Origin of the sequence: Asanoa ferruginea (assembly GCF_003387075.1) — a bacterium.
Classification (GTDB): domain Bacteria; phylum Actinomycetota; class Actinomycetes; order Mycobacteriales; family Micromonosporaceae; genus Asanoa; species Asanoa ferruginea.
This window is the reverse complement of sequence record NZ_QUMQ01000001.1, coordinates 3,538,270-3,554,082: the sequence shown is the minus strand read 5'-3', so window position 1 is coordinate 3,554,082 and position 15,813 is coordinate 3,538,270. Positions and strand designations below refer to the sequence as shown.

Annotated in this window: 17 protein-coding genes and 1 pseudogene; 6 read left to right on the top strand and 12 right to left on the bottom strand. The window is 72.2% G+C overall.

The window, feature by feature from the left end; translation table 11 throughout:
* The first annotated feature begins 34 nt into the window (after window positions 1-34).
* The gene (locus DFJ67_RS16795; protein ID WP_116068837.1) at window positions 35-1,069 is read left to right on the top strand and encodes an amidohydrolase family protein; all 1,035 of its coding nucleotides are present in this window, start codon (window positions 35-37) and stop codon (window positions 1,067-1,069) included.
* On the opposite strand, the gene DFJ67_RS16790 is transcribed toward DFJ67_RS16795, so the two are convergent.
* Window positions 1,066-2,238 carry a serine hydrolase domain-containing protein gene (locus tag DFJ67_RS16790; protein WP_116068836.1) on the bottom strand — a complete coding sequence of 391 codons (1,173 nt, stop codon included), beginning with the start codon at window positions 2,236-2,238 and terminating at the stop codon, window positions 1,066-1,068. The two genes, DFJ67_RS16795 and DFJ67_RS16790, sit on opposite strands and share 4 nt — an antisense overlap.
* Here DFJ67_RS16790 and DFJ67_RS43800 point away from each other — a divergent pair.
* The 4 genes and pseudogenes from DFJ67_RS43800 to DFJ67_RS16775 all read left to right on the top strand — a co-directional run.
* Window positions 2,128-2,772: pseudogene (locus DFJ67_RS43800) on the top strand (SDR family NAD(P)-dependent oxidoreductase); the annotation flags it as partial. The gene DFJ67_RS16790 and the pseudogene DFJ67_RS43800 overlap by 111 nt on opposite strands.
* An 80-nt stretch (window positions 2,773-2,852) precedes the next feature.
* A complete protein-coding gene (locus DFJ67_RS43795; protein ID WP_239097431.1) occupies window positions 2,853-3,110 on the top strand; it encodes a Rossmann-fold NAD(P)-binding domain-containing protein in 258 nt (85 codons plus the stop codon).
* A 51-nt stretch (window positions 3,111-3,161) separates the two neighbouring features.
* Window positions 3,162-3,734 carry an ArsR/SmtB family transcription factor gene (locus tag DFJ67_RS16780; protein ID WP_116068834.1) on the top strand — a complete coding sequence of 191 codons (573 nt, stop codon included), beginning with the start codon at window positions 3,162-3,164 and terminating at the stop codon, window positions 3,732-3,734.
* A complete protein-coding gene (locus DFJ67_RS16775; RefSeq protein ID WP_116068833.1) occupies window positions 3,731-4,999 on the top strand; it encodes an MFS transporter in 1,269 nt (422 codons plus the stop codon). The genes DFJ67_RS16780 and DFJ67_RS16775 overlap by 4 nt, the downstream gene beginning before the upstream one ends.
* On the opposite strand, the gene DFJ67_RS16770 is transcribed toward DFJ67_RS16775, so the two are convergent.
* The 3 genes from DFJ67_RS16770 to modA are packed head-to-tail and all read right to left on the bottom strand — an operon-like array spanning window position 4,965 to window position 7,602.
* Complete coding sequence (locus DFJ67_RS16770) at window positions 4,965-6,020, bottom strand: ABC transporter ATP-binding protein (RefSeq protein ID WP_116068832.1); 1,056 nt, start codon at window positions 6,018-6,020, stop codon at window positions 4,965-4,967. The genes DFJ67_RS16775 and DFJ67_RS16770 overlap by 35 nt on opposite strands.
* Window positions 6,017-6,802: an ABC transporter permease gene (locus DFJ67_RS16765; protein WP_116068831.1), complete on the bottom strand. Its 786-nt coding sequence runs from the start codon at window positions 6,800-6,802 to the stop codon at window positions 6,017-6,019. Before DFJ67_RS16765 ends, DFJ67_RS16770 begins: the two co-directional genes overlap by 4 nt.
* A complete protein-coding gene (gene modA / locus DFJ67_RS16760; RefSeq protein ID WP_116076297.1) occupies window positions 6,799-7,602 on the bottom strand; it encodes a molybdate ABC transporter substrate-binding protein in 804 nt (267 codons plus the stop codon). The genes DFJ67_RS16765 and modA overlap by 4 nt, the downstream gene beginning before the upstream one ends.
* A 110-nt stretch (window positions 7,603-7,712) precedes the next feature.
* Between modA and DFJ67_RS16755 the strand changes: the two genes are divergently transcribed.
* On the top strand, window positions 7,713-8,615 hold the full coding sequence (locus DFJ67_RS16755) for a class I SAM-dependent methyltransferase (RefSeq protein ID WP_203783990.1): 903 nt from the start codon (window positions 7,713-7,715) through the stop codon (window positions 8,613-8,615).
* A gap of 64 nt (window positions 8,616-8,679) precedes the next feature.
* Here the strand turns inward: DFJ67_RS16755 and DFJ67_RS16750 are convergent, their stop codons facing one another.
* The 8 genes from DFJ67_RS16750 to DFJ67_RS16715 all read right to left on the bottom strand — a co-directional run bounded on the left by DFJ67_RS16750 (window position 8,680) and on the right by DFJ67_RS16715 (window position 15,801).
* Window positions 8,680-10,158: a CYTH and CHAD domain-containing protein gene (locus DFJ67_RS16750; protein ID WP_116068829.1), complete on the bottom strand. Its 1,479-nt coding sequence runs from the start codon at window positions 10,156-10,158 to the stop codon at window positions 8,680-8,682.
* A gap of 38 nt (window positions 10,159-10,196) precedes the next feature.
* A complete protein-coding gene (locus DFJ67_RS16745; RefSeq protein ID WP_170215887.1) occupies window positions 10,197-10,523 on the bottom strand; it encodes an STAS domain-containing protein in 327 nt (108 codons plus the stop codon).
* A gap of 137 nt (window positions 10,524-10,660) precedes the next feature.
* Window positions 10,661-10,912: a hypothetical protein gene (locus DFJ67_RS16740; RefSeq protein WP_116068826.1), complete on the bottom strand. Its 252-nt coding sequence runs from the start codon at window positions 10,910-10,912 to the stop codon at window positions 10,661-10,663.
* Window positions 10,913-10,932: 20 nt separating this feature from the next.
* Entirely contained in the window at window positions 10,933-12,066 is a 1,134-nt protein-coding gene (locus DFJ67_RS16735) for an inorganic phosphate transporter (RefSeq protein ID WP_116068824.1), read from the bottom strand.
* Window positions 12,067-12,142: 76 nt separating this feature from the next.
* Complete coding sequence (locus DFJ67_RS16730; RefSeq protein WP_170215886.1) at window positions 12,143-12,514, bottom strand: LPXTG cell wall anchor domain-containing protein; 372 nt, start codon at window positions 12,512-12,514, stop codon at window positions 12,143-12,145.
* A complete protein-coding gene (locus DFJ67_RS16725) occupies window positions 12,511-13,563 on the bottom strand; it encodes a WxL protein peptidoglycan domain-containing protein (protein WP_116068820.1) in 1,053 nt (350 codons plus the stop codon). The genes DFJ67_RS16730 and DFJ67_RS16725 overlap by 4 nt, the downstream gene beginning before the upstream one ends.
* An 84-nt stretch (window positions 13,564-13,647) precedes the next feature.
* Complete coding sequence (locus DFJ67_RS16720; protein ID WP_116068818.1) at window positions 13,648-14,844, bottom strand: Ig-like domain repeat protein; 1,197 nt, start codon at window positions 14,842-14,844, stop codon at window positions 13,648-13,650.
* A 147-nt stretch (window positions 14,845-14,991) separates the two neighbouring features.
* A complete protein-coding gene (locus DFJ67_RS16715; protein WP_116068816.1) occupies window positions 14,992-15,801 on the bottom strand; it encodes a phosphate ABC transporter ATP-binding protein in 810 nt (269 codons plus the stop codon).
* Between the last annotated feature and the right edge of the window lie 12 nt (window positions 15,802-15,813).

The following is a 15,813-nucleotide window of genomic DNA, read 5'->3' as shown; positions in this document are numbered from 1 at the left end:
CATGTCAGCGAAGTCAGAGCTAGCCTCATGAGTCATGAGCGTCCTGCGGATCCGCGGCCGGGCCCTGCCCACCGGTGACGATGTCGACCTCTACGCCGACGGCGATCGGTGGACCACCGACCCGGTGCCGGGCGCCGAACTCGTGGCCGAAGGCTGGCTGCTGCCCGGCCTGGTCGACGCACACACCCATCCCGGCACGGAGGAGATGGACCAGCCGCTCGATGACGAGGTGCTCCGCGCCGACCTGCGCCGCCATGTGGAGAGCGGGGTGACGCTGATCCGGTCACCGGGCCTGGCCGGGAACCCGCCGGACTGGTTCGGTGTGGACCCCGACCTGCCCCGCGCGGTGCACGCCGGCCCCTGGTTCGCGCAGCAAGGCCAGTTCTTCGACGGTTGGGGACGCCGCCCCGCCCACGCCGACCTGCCCGCACTCGCGGCCGAACAGGCGGCGGCCACCGGATGGGTCAAGCTGATCGGCGACTGGCGCCCAGACGACGAACCGTTCCCGGAGCCGGTTGTGCGCGCGGTGGTCGAGCGTGTCCACGCCGCCGGCGGACGGGTCGCCGTGCACGCCCAGACCGCGCCCGGCGGTGCGATCGCCGTCGCCGCCGGCGTCGACTCGCTCGAACACGGCATGTGCCTCGATCCGGCGCTGCTCGACCGGATGGCACAGCAGGGCACCGCGCTGACCCCGACGCTCTCGGGCATCACCGGATCGCTCGCGCGCCGCAGGGAACAGGCGAGCCGCTGGTATGTCGACGGCGCCACCGCCCACCCGGCACTGACCGCAGCGGCCGTCGAGGCGGGCGTCGTGGTGCTGGCCGGCACCGACTCGCCGCAAAAGCACGGCCGGGTCGCCGAGGAGATCCGGGCGCTGGCCGCGGCCGGCGTGCCGGCACACGACGCGCTCGCCGCTGGATCCTGGGCGGCCCGCGGCTATCTGGGCCTACCCGGCCTGCAACCCGGCGCCCCCGCCGACGCCGTGGTCTACGCCGACGACCCGCGCATCGACCTAACCCAACTCGACGCACCGCGAGCGGTGATCCTGCGCGGCAGGCGGGTCCGCTAGTCGTCGATCGCCGCGTAGGCGAGAGCCCAGAAGTCACGCAGGATCGGCGGTGGCTCGGGCGAGAGCCAGCCCCGCTGGGTCATCAGGATGGTGATCATCTCTTCGGCCGGGTCGACCCGCCACGAGGTGCCAAGGCCGCCGTCCCAGCCAAATTTGCCGGGTGTGTCGGCGAGGCCGAGCCGGCGGGTGGTCACCTTGCCGCCGAAGCCCCAGCCGGAACCCTCGAACTCGTTGACCACCCAATGCGGCAACACTTTCTGCGCCGGCGTCAGGTGATCTTCGAACATGGTCGCCAGGGTCGGCCGGGACAGCAGCCGCTCGTCGCCGGCGCGCAGCATCATCCGGCCGAACGCGAAGAAGTCTTCCACAGTGGACACGAGCCCACCCGCGCCGGAGAAGAACGGCGGCACGGTGGTCCACTCCTCCTGCGTGTCCAGCGGCACCGGTGGCTCGCCCCAGTAGCCCGCCGCCAGCCGGTGCGACGACGAAGGCGGCACGGCGAACCCGGTGTCGGCCATCCCCAGCGGCGCGAACACCCGCTCCCGCAGGAACTCGTCGAAGGACCGCCCGCTCGCCCGGGCCACCAGCACACCGAGCACATCGGACCCCGTGTTATAGAACCAGCGTTCCCCCGGCTGCGCCATCAGCGGCAGCGAACCGAGCCGCTTGAGCCACTCGTCAGGATCCGGCATTTCCCGCGGCCGTGGCTCCTGCATGCCGATGCCCAGGTCCCAGGCCGCTTTCAGCACGGGGTAGGTGGCCGGCGGCGCGTACACCTGACCAAAGCCCCACGTAAACGTAAGCAGATCGCGCACGGTGATCGGACGGAAGGCGGGCACCGTGTCGTGCAGCGCCGCGCCCATGCTGCGCAACACCTGCCGGTCGGCGAGTTCGGGCAGCAGGGCGTCGACCGGATCGTCGAGCCGCAACCGGCATTCCTCGACCAGCAGCATCGTCGCGGCCGCGGTGACCGGTTTGGTCATCGAGCTGACCCGGAAGATGGTGTCGGCCGCCATGGGGCGCCCACCGGCGTACGCCGTCGATCCGAGGGTCTCGATATGGCTCTGCCCGCGCCGGCTCACCAGTGCCACCACGCCCGGCACATCGCCCCGATCGACATAGCCGGTGAGCACGTCGCGCAGCCGTCGCAACCGCATCGTCGACAACATGCGCTCGACGTTAGCGTGCCTATGGTGGGTCGAGGGGGATCCACCATGCCGAAGACCTGGCTCGTCACCGGAAGCTCGCGCGGCATCGGAAACGCGATCTGCCGCGCCGCGCTCGACAACGGCGACAACGTGGTGGCCACCGCTCGCCGGCCGGCCGCGTTGCACGATCTGGAAGAGATCTACGGCGATCGGGTACGCGCCATCGCGCTCGACGTCAGCGACCCGGCGGCGGCCGAGGCGGCGGTCCGTGCGGGCGTCGACGCGTTCGGCCGGATCGACGTGGTCGTCAACAACGCCGGCAACGCCAACAGCGCGCCGATCGAACACACCTCGCTCGACGAGTTCCGCGCCGTGCTGGAGACCAACCTGCTCGGCGTCATCCACGTCTCCAAGGCCGCCCTGCCCTACTTCCGGGCCCAGCGCTCGGGCCACTACCTCAACTTCTCGTCGATCGGCGGCCGGGTCGGCGGCACCCCCGGCATCGCGCCCTACCAGGCGGCGAAGTTCGGCGTCGAAGGCTTCTCGCTGGTGCTGGCCGCGGAGCTCAAGCCGTTCGGGGTGAAGGTGACGATCGTCGAGCCGGGCAGTTCCGCACCGACTGGGCGGGCTCCTCGATGCGGATCGACGACGGCGGCCCCGACTACGCCGAGTCGGTCGGCGTCATGTCGCGCTACCGGCGGGACAGCGAGGGTAAGGCGCCTGGCGATCCCGCGAAGGCGGGCCGGGTGCTGGTCGACGTCGTCGGCCTCGACGACCCGCCGCAGCGCCTGTTGCTCGGCTCCGACGCGCTCGGGATCGCCGAGAAACACAACCGCGAGTTGGCCGAGGAGACCGCGACCTGGGCCGAGGTGTCCCGCTCGACCGACTACTAGAGTTCCGCAAGAGCTGTTGCGCAATATCTCTTGCCATGCGACGGTGTACGCATGCCAGAACGTCACGTCCGCCAGGTCACCGACTCCCGCGTGCTCGCCGCGATGTCCCACCCGCTGCGGCGCCGCCTGCTCGATGTGCTCGCCGTCTACGGGCCGCAGCCGGTCGGCACTCTCGCCGAGCGCACCGGCCAGGCGCCGGCCAACATCAGCCACCACATGAAGGTGCTGCGCGAGTCGGGCCTGGTCGAGGAGGCGCCCGAGTTGGCCCGCGACCGGCGCGAGCGGTGGTGGCGGCCCGTCTCGGCCGGGCTGCGCTGGTCGGGGCGCGACTTCGACGACGACCCGGGCGAGGCCGCCGTCCTGCGCGCCGCCGAGTCGCTCAACCTCGACCGCCAGGTGGCGCTGGTCCGCGACTGGTACGCCGCCGGCGACGACGAGCAGGCCGTCTGGGGTGAGAGCGCGTTCTCCGCCGACCGCTGGCTGCACCTCACGCCGGAAGAGCTGGCCGAGCTCAGCCGCGACGTCGTCGCTCTGCTCGACCGCTGGTCCGCCCGCGCGACGAGCCCGGGCGACGACCGCCGGCCGGTCTTCGTGTTCGCGCACGGCGTGCCGGCGACGCCATGACGCCCAGTCGCGACTTCCGCCTGTTCTGGTTCGGCCAGACCACCTCGAAACTGGGCAGCAGCGTCAGCTCGGTGGCCCTGCCGCTGGTCGCGGTGACCACCGTGGACGCCAGCACGTTCCAGGTCGCCCTGCTGGCCGCGTTCTCCTGGCTGCCCTGGCTGCTGATCGGCCTGCCGGCCGGCGCCTGGGTCGACCGGCTCCCCCGCCGCCCACTGATGATCATCTGCGATCTGGTCAGCCTGGTGGTCTTCGTCAGCATCCCGGTGGCCTGGTGGCTGGGCGCGCTGACCCTCGGGCACCTGTTCGTCGCCGCCCTGCTCACCGGCACCGCCGCCGTCTTCTTCGAGACCGCCTACCAGGTCTTCGTGGCCACCCTGCTGGCACCGCGCGACCTGCCCGCCGGCAACGCCCGGCTGCAGAGCACCGAAGCGGCCGCCCAGGTCGCCGGGCCGGGCGTGGCCGGCGTGGTCACCCAACTCGCCGGCGCGGTCCTCGGGCTGCTCGTCGACGCGGTCACCTTCCTCGTCTCGGCGCTGTGCCTGGCCCGGATCCGCACACCGGAGCCGCGCCGGCGCGAAGAGCGCGGCTCGCTGTCCGCCGAGGTGGCCGAAGGATTACGGTTCGTCGCGCGCGACCCCTACCTGCGCGTGCTGACCGGGTGGGGCGCGGTGAGCAACCTGACGCTGATCGGCTACCAGTCGGTGCTGGTGGTCTTCCTGGTCCGCGAGATCGGCATCACGCCCGGCGTGCTGGGCGGGCTGCTGACCGTCACCAGCCTCGGCGGCGTGCTCGGTGCGGCCGTCGGAAGCGGCCTGGCCCGTCGCTTCGGCAGCGCCCGGGTGCTGCTCGCCTCCGCGATCCTGACGCCGCCGTGCGGGCTGTTGCTGCCGTTCGCCGAGCGCGGGCCGCGGCTCGCACTCGCGGTCGCCGGGCTGACCGTGCTGGCCGCGGGGGTGGCCGCCGGCAACGTGGTCAAGGGCAGCTTCCGCCAGGCGTACGTGCCGCGCGCCCTGCTCGGCCGGGTGACCGTGAGCATGCAACTGCTCAACTACGGCACCATCCCCCTGGGCGCGCTGATCGGCGGCGCGCTCGGTGCCACGCTCGGTCCGCGCCCGGCCATCGCCCTGACCATGTGCGGTGCCGCGATCGCCGGCCTGATCCTCCTGATCGGACCGATCCGCAAGAGCAGGAATCTGCCGGCCGCGCCGGCTGCCGGCCCGGCGTTGGTGCCTATGCAGGATAGGCGTGTGTCTCAGCGGCTTTGAGCGATGCCCAGACCTGCTGCCCCGGCACCAGGCCGAGTTCGGCCGCCGCGGCCGGCGTCACGTCGGCCGCGGCCTCGATCGGGCCGCTCAGCAACACCCGGAGGTTGTCGCCGTGACTCTGGATGCCACCGACGGTCGCCGCCCACACGTTGCGCGGGCTGCCTTCCGGGCGCTGGTTGTGCACCGCGACGGCCGACGGCCGGAACGCGACGAACGCGTCGCCGGCCACCCGGTCGGTGACGACCAGGGTGAGCCCGTCCCCCACCTCGACGCCACCCTCGGACGCGTGCCCGCGGTAGAGGTTGAGCCCGACCAGGCGGGCGACGTAGTCGGTGCGCGGCCGGGCGGTCACCGCCGCCGCGTCGCCCTCCTGCACCACCGCGCCGTGCTCGATCACCACCAGCCGGTCGGCGAGCACCAGCGCGTCGAGCGGGTCGTGGGTGACCAGCAGCGTGGCGCCCGGGTGCTCGGCCAGGTGGCGCTGCAACTCGACCCGGGTATCCAGCCGGGTACGCGCGTCCAGCGCGGCGAGCGGCTCGTCGAGCAGCAGCAACTCCGGGTGGTTGACCAGCGCGCGAGCCAGCGCCACCCGTTGCGCCTGGCCGCCGGAGAGCTGGCGCGGCTTGCGCTTGCCGAGGTCGGCCAGGCCCACCCGGGCGAGCCATTGCGCCGCCTGGGCGCGGGCGGCGCGCTTGTCGACGCCGTGCCGGCGCGGGCCGAAGGCGACGTTGTCGAGTGCCGAGAGGTGCGGGAAGAGCAGGTAGTCCTGGAACACCACGCCGATCGGGCGGCGCTCCGGCGGTGTCCACACCCGACGCCCGGGCCGTTCGAGTTCCCGCTCGCCGAGCATGACGTGCCCGTCGGTCAGCGGCTCGAGGCCGGCCAGCGCCCGCAGCGCCGTGGTCTTGCCGGCGCCGTTGGGGCCGAGCAGGGCGAGCACCTCGCCGGCCGCGATCCGCAGGTGCACGTCGAGGCGGAAGGTGCCGCGGTCGACGACCAGGTGGGCATCGAGGCCGGTCATGGGCTCGCGATCCACTTGTCGCGCAGGCTGGCCAGCACGACCACCGAGACGAAGAGCAGGAGCAGGCTGAGCACGATCGCCGCTTGCAGGTCGGTCTCCAACGCCAGGTAGACCGCGAGCGGCATGGTCTGCGTCTTGCCCGGGAAGTTTCCGGCGAACGTGATGGTCGCCCCGAACTCGCCCAGTGCCCGGGCCCAGCAGAGCACCGCGCCGGCCGCCACACCCGGTGCCACCAGCGGCAGCGTGACGTGGGTGAACGTGGTCCACCGCCCGGCGCCCAGGGTGGCGGCGGCCTCCTCGTAGCGGGCGTCAGCGCCGCGCAGCGCGCCCTCCACCGCGATGATCAGGAACGGCATCGCGACGAACGCCTCGGCGAGCACGACGCCGGCCGTGGTGAACGGCAGCGTGATGCCGAAGGCGCTGTCGAGCCACTCGCCGATCAGCCCGCGCCGGCCGAAGACCAGCAGCAGGGCCACGCCGCCGACCACCGGTGGCAGCACCAACGGCACCGTCACCAGCGCCCGCACCACCCGCCGGCCCGGGAACTTCACCCGGGCCAGCAGCCACGCCAGCGGCACGCCGAGGACCAGGCAGCCGGCCGTGGCGAGGGTGGCGGTCAGCAGCGACAGCTTCAGCGCGTTGAGGATGCCTGGCTCGGTGAGCCGCTCGGGCAACGTCGTCCACGGCGCGCGGTAGAGGAGCCCGACCAGCGGAAGAACCAGGAACAGCAGCCCGAGCAGCGCTGGCACGAGCAGAACCAGCGGTGCCCGGCGTGATCTCACGGCGTCTGGAAGCCCGCGTCGGTGAGCACCTTCTGCGCCGGCGCCGACAGCACGTAGGTGACGAACGCCTGGCCGCCGGCCTTGTTGGGGCCGTTCTTCAGCACCACGATCGGATATTCGTTGATGGCGTTGGCCGACTCGGGGAACTCGATCCCCTCGACGTCACTGGCCGCGGCCTTGGCATCGGTGCGGTAGACCAGCGCGGCGTCGACCTCGCCCAGCGTCACCTTCGACAGCGCGGCCTTGACGTCTTGCTCCTGGGTGACCGGGGTGACCGTCACGTTGGCCGACTGGAGCGCCTTCTGCGCGGCGGCGCCGCACGGCACCTGCGGTGCGCAGAGCGCGACCTTCACGCCGGGCTTGGCGAGGTCGGCGAGCGTGGCGATGTTTTTCGGGTTGCCCTTCGGCACGGCGATGACGAGTTGGTTCTTCACGAAGTTTTGCGGCGTGCCGTCGGCGTTGCCGGCGTCGGTGACGGTCTTCATGTTTGCCGGGGCGGCCGAGGCGAACACGTCGGCCGGCGCGCCCTGGTTGATCTGGGTGGCCAGCGCCGAACTGCCGGCGAAGCTGAACGTCACCGTGGTGCCCGGGTTGGCCGCCTCGAAGTCCTTGCCGATCTGGGTGAACGCCCCGGTGAGCGAGGCCGCGGCGAAGACCGTGATCGGGCCGCTCGCGCCGGCCGCGCTGCTGCTGCCGCCGGTTGGTGCGGTCGTCGCGGTGTCAGCGGTGTCGCTGCCACACGCGGTGAGGGCGACGGCGGTGACGGCGGCCAGGGCGACACTTATCCAACGTGCTCTCACCGGCATAACCCCTTATCTCAAGCATCGCAAGTGCGATGTAAATCTAGGCAGCAGGATGGCATTCTCCCCAGGTACTGGCCAGAATAGGCTAGCAATTGCAGGATAGAGAAATGACCCGGTGGGACGAGATGGTCGGCAACCTGGTCGATCTGCTCCCCGCGCCGCCGGCCACTGTGGTCGTCGATGGCGCGGGCGCGCACAACGCCGTGTTGACCGACCGGCTGGCCGCCGCCCTCGACCCGCGGGTCACGGTGACCGCCGGGCCGTGCTGGCGTGAATCCCGGCCCGACGTGCTCGTCTGGCTGCGCGCCGACGGGCGCGACAATCCTGAGCAGGCCGACGTCGTGATCGATCTGCACAACCCCGAGTGGCCGGTGATCCGCCACGTCGACGACCGGTTGGCCGACCGGGTCCGGTGGTACCTGCCGGAGAGCCGGGCCTTCTTCGCCGTCCGGGCAGCGACCTGGGACATCAAATTCGGCGACGACCTCCCGGCGTACGCGGCCGCGGTCGCCGAGGCCGCCCTGCCGGCTGGCGGGGTCGCCGTCGACGTCGGCTGCGGCACCGGCCGGGCACTGCCCGCGCTGCGCGCCGCGGTCGGCCCGACCGGCCGGGTGCTGGGTGTCGACATCACACCCGAGATGCTCGCCGTCGCGGCCGGGCGGGCCGCACCCCTGGGTGCTGGCCTACTCCTCGCCGACGCCCGCCGGCTGCCGCTCCCCGACGCTTCCGCTGACGCGCTCTTCGCGGCCGGGCTGATCGCCCATCTCCCCGACCCGCTGGCCGGCCTGCGCGAGTTGGCGCGGGTCACCCGCACCGGCGGGCGCCTGGTGATCTTCCACCCGTCTGGCCGGGCCGCGCTGGCTGCCCGGCACGGTCGCCCGGTGCGTGCCGACGAGCCGCTCTCGCCGGGCCCGCTGGCCGCCTCGACCAGCGCCAGCGGTTGGCGGCTGGACCGCTATGACGACCCGCCCGACCGCTTCCTCGCCCTGGCCACCCGCGTGGACGTTTGAACCCTTCGTCGCGGCCGCGACGGGCCCCGCCGCCTTGCGCGCCCAGGGATGACCGGCACTACGCCTAGCGCAGCCAGTGCCGCAGTTTGCGGCGGCGGGCGCGGGTCTGTGCGGCCGGCAGCTTGCGCACCAGCGCGCGACCGTGCCCGACCTGCTCGCCGTAGAGCAGGCCGTAGGTGAACGTGTTGGGCTTGGTCCGCACCGCCAGGTCGCGCAGCACCTGCCGGGTGACGACCGAGTCCTGGTGGTCGCCGAGCAGGTCCTGGAGGCCCTTGAGCCCGTGGACCAGCCGCTTGGCCTTCTTGGCACCGTCGAGCTTGCGCACCTCGACCGCGTAACGCGCCCGCTTGTAGGCCTTGCGCGCCTCGTGCAGGGCCGGGTCGTCGTCGCTGGCGCCGGCCTCGGCCTGCCGTTCGAGCGCGGTGTCGAGCAGACCGTCGGCACGCCGCACCGCCTTGTGGATCCGGCGGTTGACCCAGCGCGGCGTCGCCTCGATCGCCGGTGCCGCCTCGACCAGATCGTCCAGTGTGGACAGGAGCTGGACGTAGCGGCCGGAGCCCAATGCCCGCCGCAACCGGGCGAGCGCGGCCGCCTCGGCCGCGGCGAAATGACCACGGAGGTCGGCCGCCACTGGCCCCAGCACCAGTTCGTCGGGTTGCCGGCCGACCGCCTTCGCCAGCCGCGGACCCATCACCTGCGCGTCGCGGACCCCGCCGAGCTGCTCGCCGAGCCATTTGAGCTCGGCCCGCACGGCGTCGACGCGGTCGGGCTCCCAGAGCCCGCGGAAAGTGCGGAACGTGCCGCGCAGCCGCCGGACGGCAACCCGCATGTCGTGCACGCCGTCGACGTCGCCGTCGCGCGCCGCCGGGTCGTGCGCCACCAGGTCGTCACGGGTGGCGGCGGCGTAGGCGAACACCGGCGTCGCCGGGCCGGCGTCGATCGCGGTGACCGATCGCAACCGCTCGCCGAGCACCCGATGGATCTTCGCCGGCGAGCCGGTGCGGGCGCCGGCCGCGCGCAGCCGCCGCTCGACGCTGTCGAGCAGGTCGTCGTCGCCGTCGACCAACTCGACCTCGATCTCGTGCCACGCGATCCGGCGACCGTCGACCAGGTCGTGCCCGACCACCGCGTCGTCGGCGAGGGTGGCCAGCACCGTGCCGTCGGAGCCGTGCAGCCGCCACTCCCGGCGGCGGGTCTCGATCCGGGCGACCGGCTCGACCGGCCCGCCGCGTGCCGCCGCCCGGACCAGCCGCATCAGGTCGCGCGGCGGGGTGGTGCCGGCGGTGAGGGCGCGCTGGTGCTCGGTGCGGGCGCCGCCGGCGGCGCCGACCTTGAGGTGCCAGCCGGCATCGGTGCCACCGGTGCGGCGGCGCAGCGCGAGGGCGCCCCGGGTCAGCCGCAGCTCGGGCGTGTCGTAGTAGGTGGCGTCGAGGGTGAGCAGCGCCGGCTCGTCGATCGCGGCGATGCCGTCGCCGACCAGATCGGGCACCCGGAAACCGTCGGGGCTCTCGAACTTGCGCTCGCGCTCCACCACCGTCCGCATACCCACAGTCCTACCCCACAGCGCGGGCGCTATGCGGATCAGACCCGGGCGCTGGGGGTGACGCAGCCGCGCGGGAGGCCGGCGACGAGCAGCTCTTCGGCCACTTCGGGCGCGGCCGAGCGAACGGTCATCGATATGCCGTTGTCGGTGGCGACATCGACGCTGGCGACCACGGCGCCGATGCCCTCGGGAACGATGTTGCCCGCGGCCCGCAGGTCGATGACGACCCTGGTCGGGCCGGTGGGGCGGAGGGTGCGCACCAGCGCCGACCGCAGCTCCGCTGCGGCGGCAGGATCGACGTCGCCGGTCACTTCGATGACGACGACGCCTAAGTTGTCGCGCTCCGTGACGAGCACCGTACCCACGGGGATACCTCCGGGTCGGCCGCTGTTTCGGCGCCTTCACGGTATCGGGACACGGCCCACGGCACCACCCACCGGTTCGCCACCGTTGCACCGGATTCCGTGTGGCGTTCACCTCTCGGCCGTTACCTGGACGTGCCCTAAAGGAGGGTGAAGATACCGTAAGCGACCGCGGCGGCACAGACCGCGAAACAGAGGATCGTGGCGGCCAACCGCAGCGGCGTGGGCCGCACGTGCGACTCGGTCTCGTGCGGGTCACCACCCAGCGCCGGGTCCGGCGCCGGGGTGAGCACCCGGATCCCGATCGCATAGAGCACGGTCACGCCCGCGCCCAGGACCAGCCCGACCGCGGTCACCAGGCCCAGGTCGCCCCAGGCGATGTCGATGTTCATCGGTCGATCTCCTCTCGGTGTCAGTTGGCGAAGGTCGGCTGGGGTGCGGTGGTCGGCGCGGGCGTTTCGTCGTTGACGTTGTGCCGGTCGACCTTGTCGCGCCGCGACAGCACGTAGAACAGCGCGGACAGCCCGACCAGCGCGACGGCAACGATCAGCACCCCGGCGGTGCCGCTGATCGCGAGGCGGCCGGCGAGCGCGCCGACGACGGCGGCCGCGGGCAGGGTGAGCAGCCAGGCGATGGCGATCCGGCCGGCGATGCCCCATTTGACCTCGGAGAGCCGCTTGCCGATGCCGGAGCCGATCACCGCACCGGACGTGACCTGAGTGGTCGAGAGCGGGTAGCCCAGGTGTGACGAGGCCAGGATGACGGTGGCCGAACTGGTCTCGGCCGCGAAGCCCTGCTGCGGCTCGATCCTGGTCAGCTTGTGGCCAACGGTGCGGATGATCCGCCAGCCACCCAGATAGGTGCCCAGGGCGATGGCCAGCCCGGAGGAGAAGATCACCCAGAGCGGCGGGCCGCTACCGGAGTCGAGGCTGCCGGCGGTGATCAGCACCAGGGTGATCACGCCCATGGTCTTCTGCGCGTCGTTGGAACCGTGCGCCAGGGAGACCAGCGACGCGGAGATCACCTGACCGTGCCGGAACCCGCTGCGGACGTTGCGTTGCGCCGCCCGCCTGGTGATCAGGTAGACCAGGAACGTGCCGGTCGCGGCCACCAGCCCGGCGATCAGCGGTGACGCCAGCGCCGGAATGATCACCTTGGTCAGCACGGTGGCGAAGTGGACCGCGTCGCCGCCCGCCGCGATCCAGGTCGCCCCGATCAGGCCGCCGAACAGCGCGTGCGACGAACTCGACGGCAGGCCGAGCAGCCAGGTGACCAGGTTCCACAGGATGGCGCCGACCAGCCCGCCGAAGATGACGGCCGGGGTGACCTTGCTGTCGTCGACGAGCCCGTTGGAGATGGTCTTGGCCACCTCGACCGACAGGAACGCGCCGACCAGGTTGAGCACCGCGGAGATGCCGACCGCCACCCGCGGCGGCAGCGCCTTGGTGGCGATCGAGGTGGCCATCGCGTTGGCCGTGTCGTGAAACCCATTGGTGAAGTCGAACGCGAGCGCCGTGATGATCACGACGATGACAAGGGTGTCCATGCCATCGGATGTCCCCAGTGTCGCTCGCGCCCATCGCGTCGGAAGATGACCGTTGGGTGAACATCCCCGAACGGGATCAGCGCGAGCGGGCCAGCCAGCGCTCCGCCTCGACCCGGCGGCGCGCCATGAGCCGCAGCACGATGCCGCCGCCGACGAGCGCGGCGCCGACCAGCACGAACATCCCGATGGCGGCGCCGGTGCGGGGCAGCGTCGTTCCGCCGCCGCCGCCGGCCGGCGGGTGCGGCCGGGTGGTGGTCGGGTGTGGCTGCGGTGAGGTCGGCGACGGCGTCGGTGTAGCGCTCGGGTCGGGCAGGATCCGCACCCTCAGGTCGACGGTGACGCGGTCGGGCCCGGGGGTTGGTTCCGCCGCCGCGGCCGCCGCGGGCACCGCGACCGCCGCGGCGAGCGCCGCACCCGCGGCCAGCAGCGCCGCCCGCCGCCGGGTCACGGCGCCATCCGGGCGGCCGGCACGGCCGCGGTGCCGGGCTCGTCGAGGAACGTCGGCGCGGGCCGGCGCCGGGCGCGCAACACCATGATCCGGTAGCAGACCAACACCAGAACGGCCAACAACAGGGCGAGGATCAGCCAGGGTACGGCGGTCGTGCCGGCCGTGCCGGACACCGACGGCAGCGCCTCGCGGTTGGTCGACGGGTTGAAGTCGACCGTGGTGGTGAGCCGGCCCGCCGGGAAGACCGACGAGAACTCCTGGCGCAGCCGCAGTTCCGAGTCGGGCAGCAACTCGGCGACGTTGATCGTGTCGCTGCCGGCCAGGCGGATGCCCAGCGGCCCGTCGACCCCGACTCGCACGGTGCCGGAGAGGCGCACATTGCCGTGGTTGGCGACCCGGTAGGTGACCGCCATCTTCCCGCCCGGCAACGGCACGATCGGCGTCTCGTAGTCGACCTCGACCCCGGTGACCGCGGCGAGCGGCGTGAGCGGGCCGGCGACCCGCAGGTAGATCCGCGCCGCGACCCGGCGTTCGACGTTGACCCGCTGGCCCTTCTCGTTGACCTGCTCCTCGGTGATCGACGCGATGATGCCGCCGATGTGGTCACCGGGCGCCGCGCCCGCCGGCACGCTCAGGGTGAACGGCATGTCGGAGCGCTTGCCGACCGGCAGCGTGGTCGACGCCTTCGGCAGCTTCACCCATGAGCCGACGCCGTCGGGCTTGCGGTCGCGGGGCAGCAGCGCGAACCCGCCGTCGGCCGCGGTGAACGCGTCGGTCGCGTAGAGGTCGACGGTCAGCGGCTTGTCACCGAGGTTGCTCACCGAGATCCAGTCGGTGATGGCTTCCTTGGCGTTGAGTTCGTAGTCGAACTGCTTGCGCCCGCTGGGCCCCGTCGGGCTCGACGGCACGACCGTCCAGCGCTGTGTGTCGTCGCGGTGTGCGGCCGGCGCGGCGGCCGAGACCTGCGTGGGTGCCGTGGCGAGAAGCATCGTCGCCACAACGACGAAAACGGCCGCACGCCGGCGCCCGATGGCGGATCTGGTGTTCATGTGCCGCTCCGGTTGAGGTGGAGAAACGTCGGGACGGCGGAGGTGTCGCTGTGCGCGACACCTCCGCCAAACGACTCCGGCCGATCAGGCCAGCGTCAGGGTCAGGGTCGCCGCGTACTCACCCGGGGCGACGCTGTCCGGGATGTTGAGCTTCAGGCCGGCATCGCACGTGAACGTGCCGGCGCTGGAGCCCGAAACCGCCGAGCAGAGGGTGCGGGTGTCGCCGAGGTCGGCAGCCGCGCCCGCGGTGACCGCGCCGGAACCGGAGACCTTGGCGGCCGCCGGGGTCCAGGCGAGGTTGCTGTTGGCGATGGTGTTGGTGCCCTGCGCGAAGTCCTCGAGCTGGCCGGTCAGCGACCAGCCGACGTTGGTGCCGCGCAGGTCGACGACCGTGGCCTGCGGCAGGGTGCCGGTGGCGACGCCACCGACGGTGCCGCCGGTCAGGGACGTGGTCGGCGCCGCGACCGCCAGGCTGAACGCACCCGGGTCGATCGGAGCGATGATCTCGACGTCAGCCGTCGGGCCAGGCGCGGTGCCGGGCGTGATGGTGAACGACGACGCGGTCGACACGGACGGCTTGAACGCGGTGGCGTCGGCCGGCGTGAAGGCAGCGGTGAACTGGTAGGTGCCGACCGGCAGCGCGGTCGTGGCGAAGGTGGCGACACCGTTGGTCACCGTCGCGGAGCCGATGACGGAGGTGCCCCGCTTGAACTCGACGGTGCCGGCGGCGGTGGCCGGGGAGACGTTGGCCGTGAAGGTCGCCGTCTGGCCCCGCTCGATGCCACCGGTAGGAGCGATCGACAGCGCGGTGCCGGTCTCTTCCGCCACCGGGATCCGCCACTGGTCGCCGGTCACGACGATCGAGGTGCGGAACTCGTCGGGGTGCCGACCCTCGGTGAGGGAGTAGCACTCGATGATGACCCACCACTCACCGGCGGCCGGCGCGACGCCGCCCAGCGCGGTGGTGAAGGACCGGTTCGAGTTGACCGTGACCGGCGCCTCGTCGAACCCGCCGCCGCCGAGCGCGACAGCCAGGTTGTTGTAGGGACCGCCGGGGCGACCGACCCGAAGTGCCGCGTTCTCGCCATACCCGGTGGGGCAGGCGGGACTGGTGGCACTCGCGAAGATCGGGGTGTCGTTCACACTGCCGCTCTGCTGCGACAGGGTGACCTCGCCGAGCGACGCTGCCTGCGCCGGGCTGGCGATGCCAGCCAGGACGCCGGCCGCGATCGACGCCGCACCCAGCAGCGCGGCCGCGCGAGCGAACACACGCTTGCTCATGGATCACTTCCTCTCAGAAGTTCAAGCCGGGTCCGGTGATCCGGCCGCGATCAGGCTTTACACCGGCCGTGTCCCCGTCATCAGGCCAATCTCTCCGCCGGACGTGCGCGAGGAGAACAGTTGGTGTTGGGGGCTCATACGTTCCGCTCAGCCGAACCGACCATTGACGTAGTCGTTCGTCCGTTCGTCGCGCGGAGAGCCGAACATGGCCTCGGTCGGGCCGTGTTCGACGATCACGCCGGGGGTGCCGTGCGCGGCCAGGAAGAACGCGCACAGGTCGGAAACCCGGGCCGCCTGCTGCATGTTGTGCGTGACGATCACGATCGTCACCTCGCCCGCCAGCTCCGCGATGGTCTCCTCGATCCGCCGCGTCGACGTCGGGTCCAGCGCTGAGCACGGTTCGTCCATCAGCAACACCCGCGGGCGTACGGCCAGCGAGCGCGCGATGCAGAGCCGTTGCTGCTGTCCGCCGGACAGCGCGCCGCCGGGCGAGCGGAGCCGGTCGCGGACCTCTTTCCAGAGCCCGGCCTTGGTCAGCGTCTCCTCGACGATGTCGTCGCGGGTCGAGCGCGAGGCCCTGGTGCCGGTCAGTTTCAGGCCCGCCAGCACATTGTCGAAAATGGACATCGCCGGGAACGGGTTGGGTTTCTGGAACACCATGCCGACCTCGCGGCGCACGTCGGTGACCCGGCGCTCCGGCGAATACAGGTCGGTGTCGTCGAGCAGCACCTCGCCGGCCAGCGACGCGCTTGGCACCAACTCGTGCATCCGGTTGAGGATCCGCAGGAACGTCGACTTGCCGCAGCCGGACGGCCCGATCAGCGCGGTCACCTTGCCGGCCGGCATTTCCAGCGACACCCGGTCGAGCACCTTGTGGTCGCCGAACCAGGCCGAAATCGCCCGGGCGTCCAGCGTTCCACCGAGGGGCGGTGCGATCCGCGTCTGCGTCGTCGTCACGTGCTTCTCTTC

Bases quoted from the DNA above. Each gene is read 5' to 3' on its own strand.
- DFJ67_RS16720 (WP_116068818.1), bottom strand. From the start codon at position 14,844: ATGAGCAAGCGTGTGTTCGCTCGCGCGGCCGCGCTGCTGGGTGCGGCG.
- DFJ67_RS16755 (WP_203783990.1), top strand. From the start codon at position 7,713: ATGACCCGGTGGGACGAGATGGTCGGCAACCTGGTCGATCTGCTCCCC.
- DFJ67_RS16790 (WP_116068836.1), bottom strand. From the start codon at position 2,238: ATGTTGTCGACGATGCGGTTGCGACGGCTGCGCGACGTGCTCACCGGC.
- DFJ67_RS16780 (WP_116068834.1), top strand. From the start codon at position 3,162: ATGCCAGAACGTCACGTCCGCCAGGTCACCGACTCCCGCGTGCTCGCC.
- DFJ67_RS16740 (WP_116068826.1), bottom strand. From the start codon at position 10,912: ATGAACATCGACATCGCCTGGGGCGACCTGGGCCTGGTGACCGCGGTC.
- DFJ67_RS16725 (WP_116068820.1), bottom strand. From the start codon at position 13,563: ATGAACACCAGATCCGCCATCGGGCGCCGGCGTGCGGCCGTTTTCGTC.
- DFJ67_RS16775 (WP_116068833.1), top strand. From the start codon at position 3,731: ATGACGCCCAGTCGCGACTTCCGCCTGTTCTGGTTCGGCCAGACCACC.
- DFJ67_RS16770 (WP_116068832.1), bottom strand. From the start codon at position 6,020: ATGACCGGCCTCGATGCCCACCTGGTCGTCGACCGCGGCACCTTCCGC.
- DFJ67_RS16795 (WP_116068837.1), top strand. From the start codon at position 35: ATGAGCGTCCTGCGGATCCGCGGCCGGGCCCTGCCCACCGGTGACGAT.
- DFJ67_RS16750 (WP_116068829.1), bottom strand. From the start codon at position 10,158: ATGCGGACGGTGGTGGAGCGCGAGCGCAAGTTCGAGAGCCCCGACGGT.
- DFJ67_RS16735 (WP_116068824.1), bottom strand. From the start codon at position 12,066: ATGGACACCCTTGTCATCGTCGTGATCATCACGGCGCTCGCGTTCGAC.
- DFJ67_RS43795 (WP_239097431.1), top strand. From the start codon at position 2,853: ATGCGGATCGACGACGGCGGCCCCGACTACGCCGAGTCGGTCGGCGTC.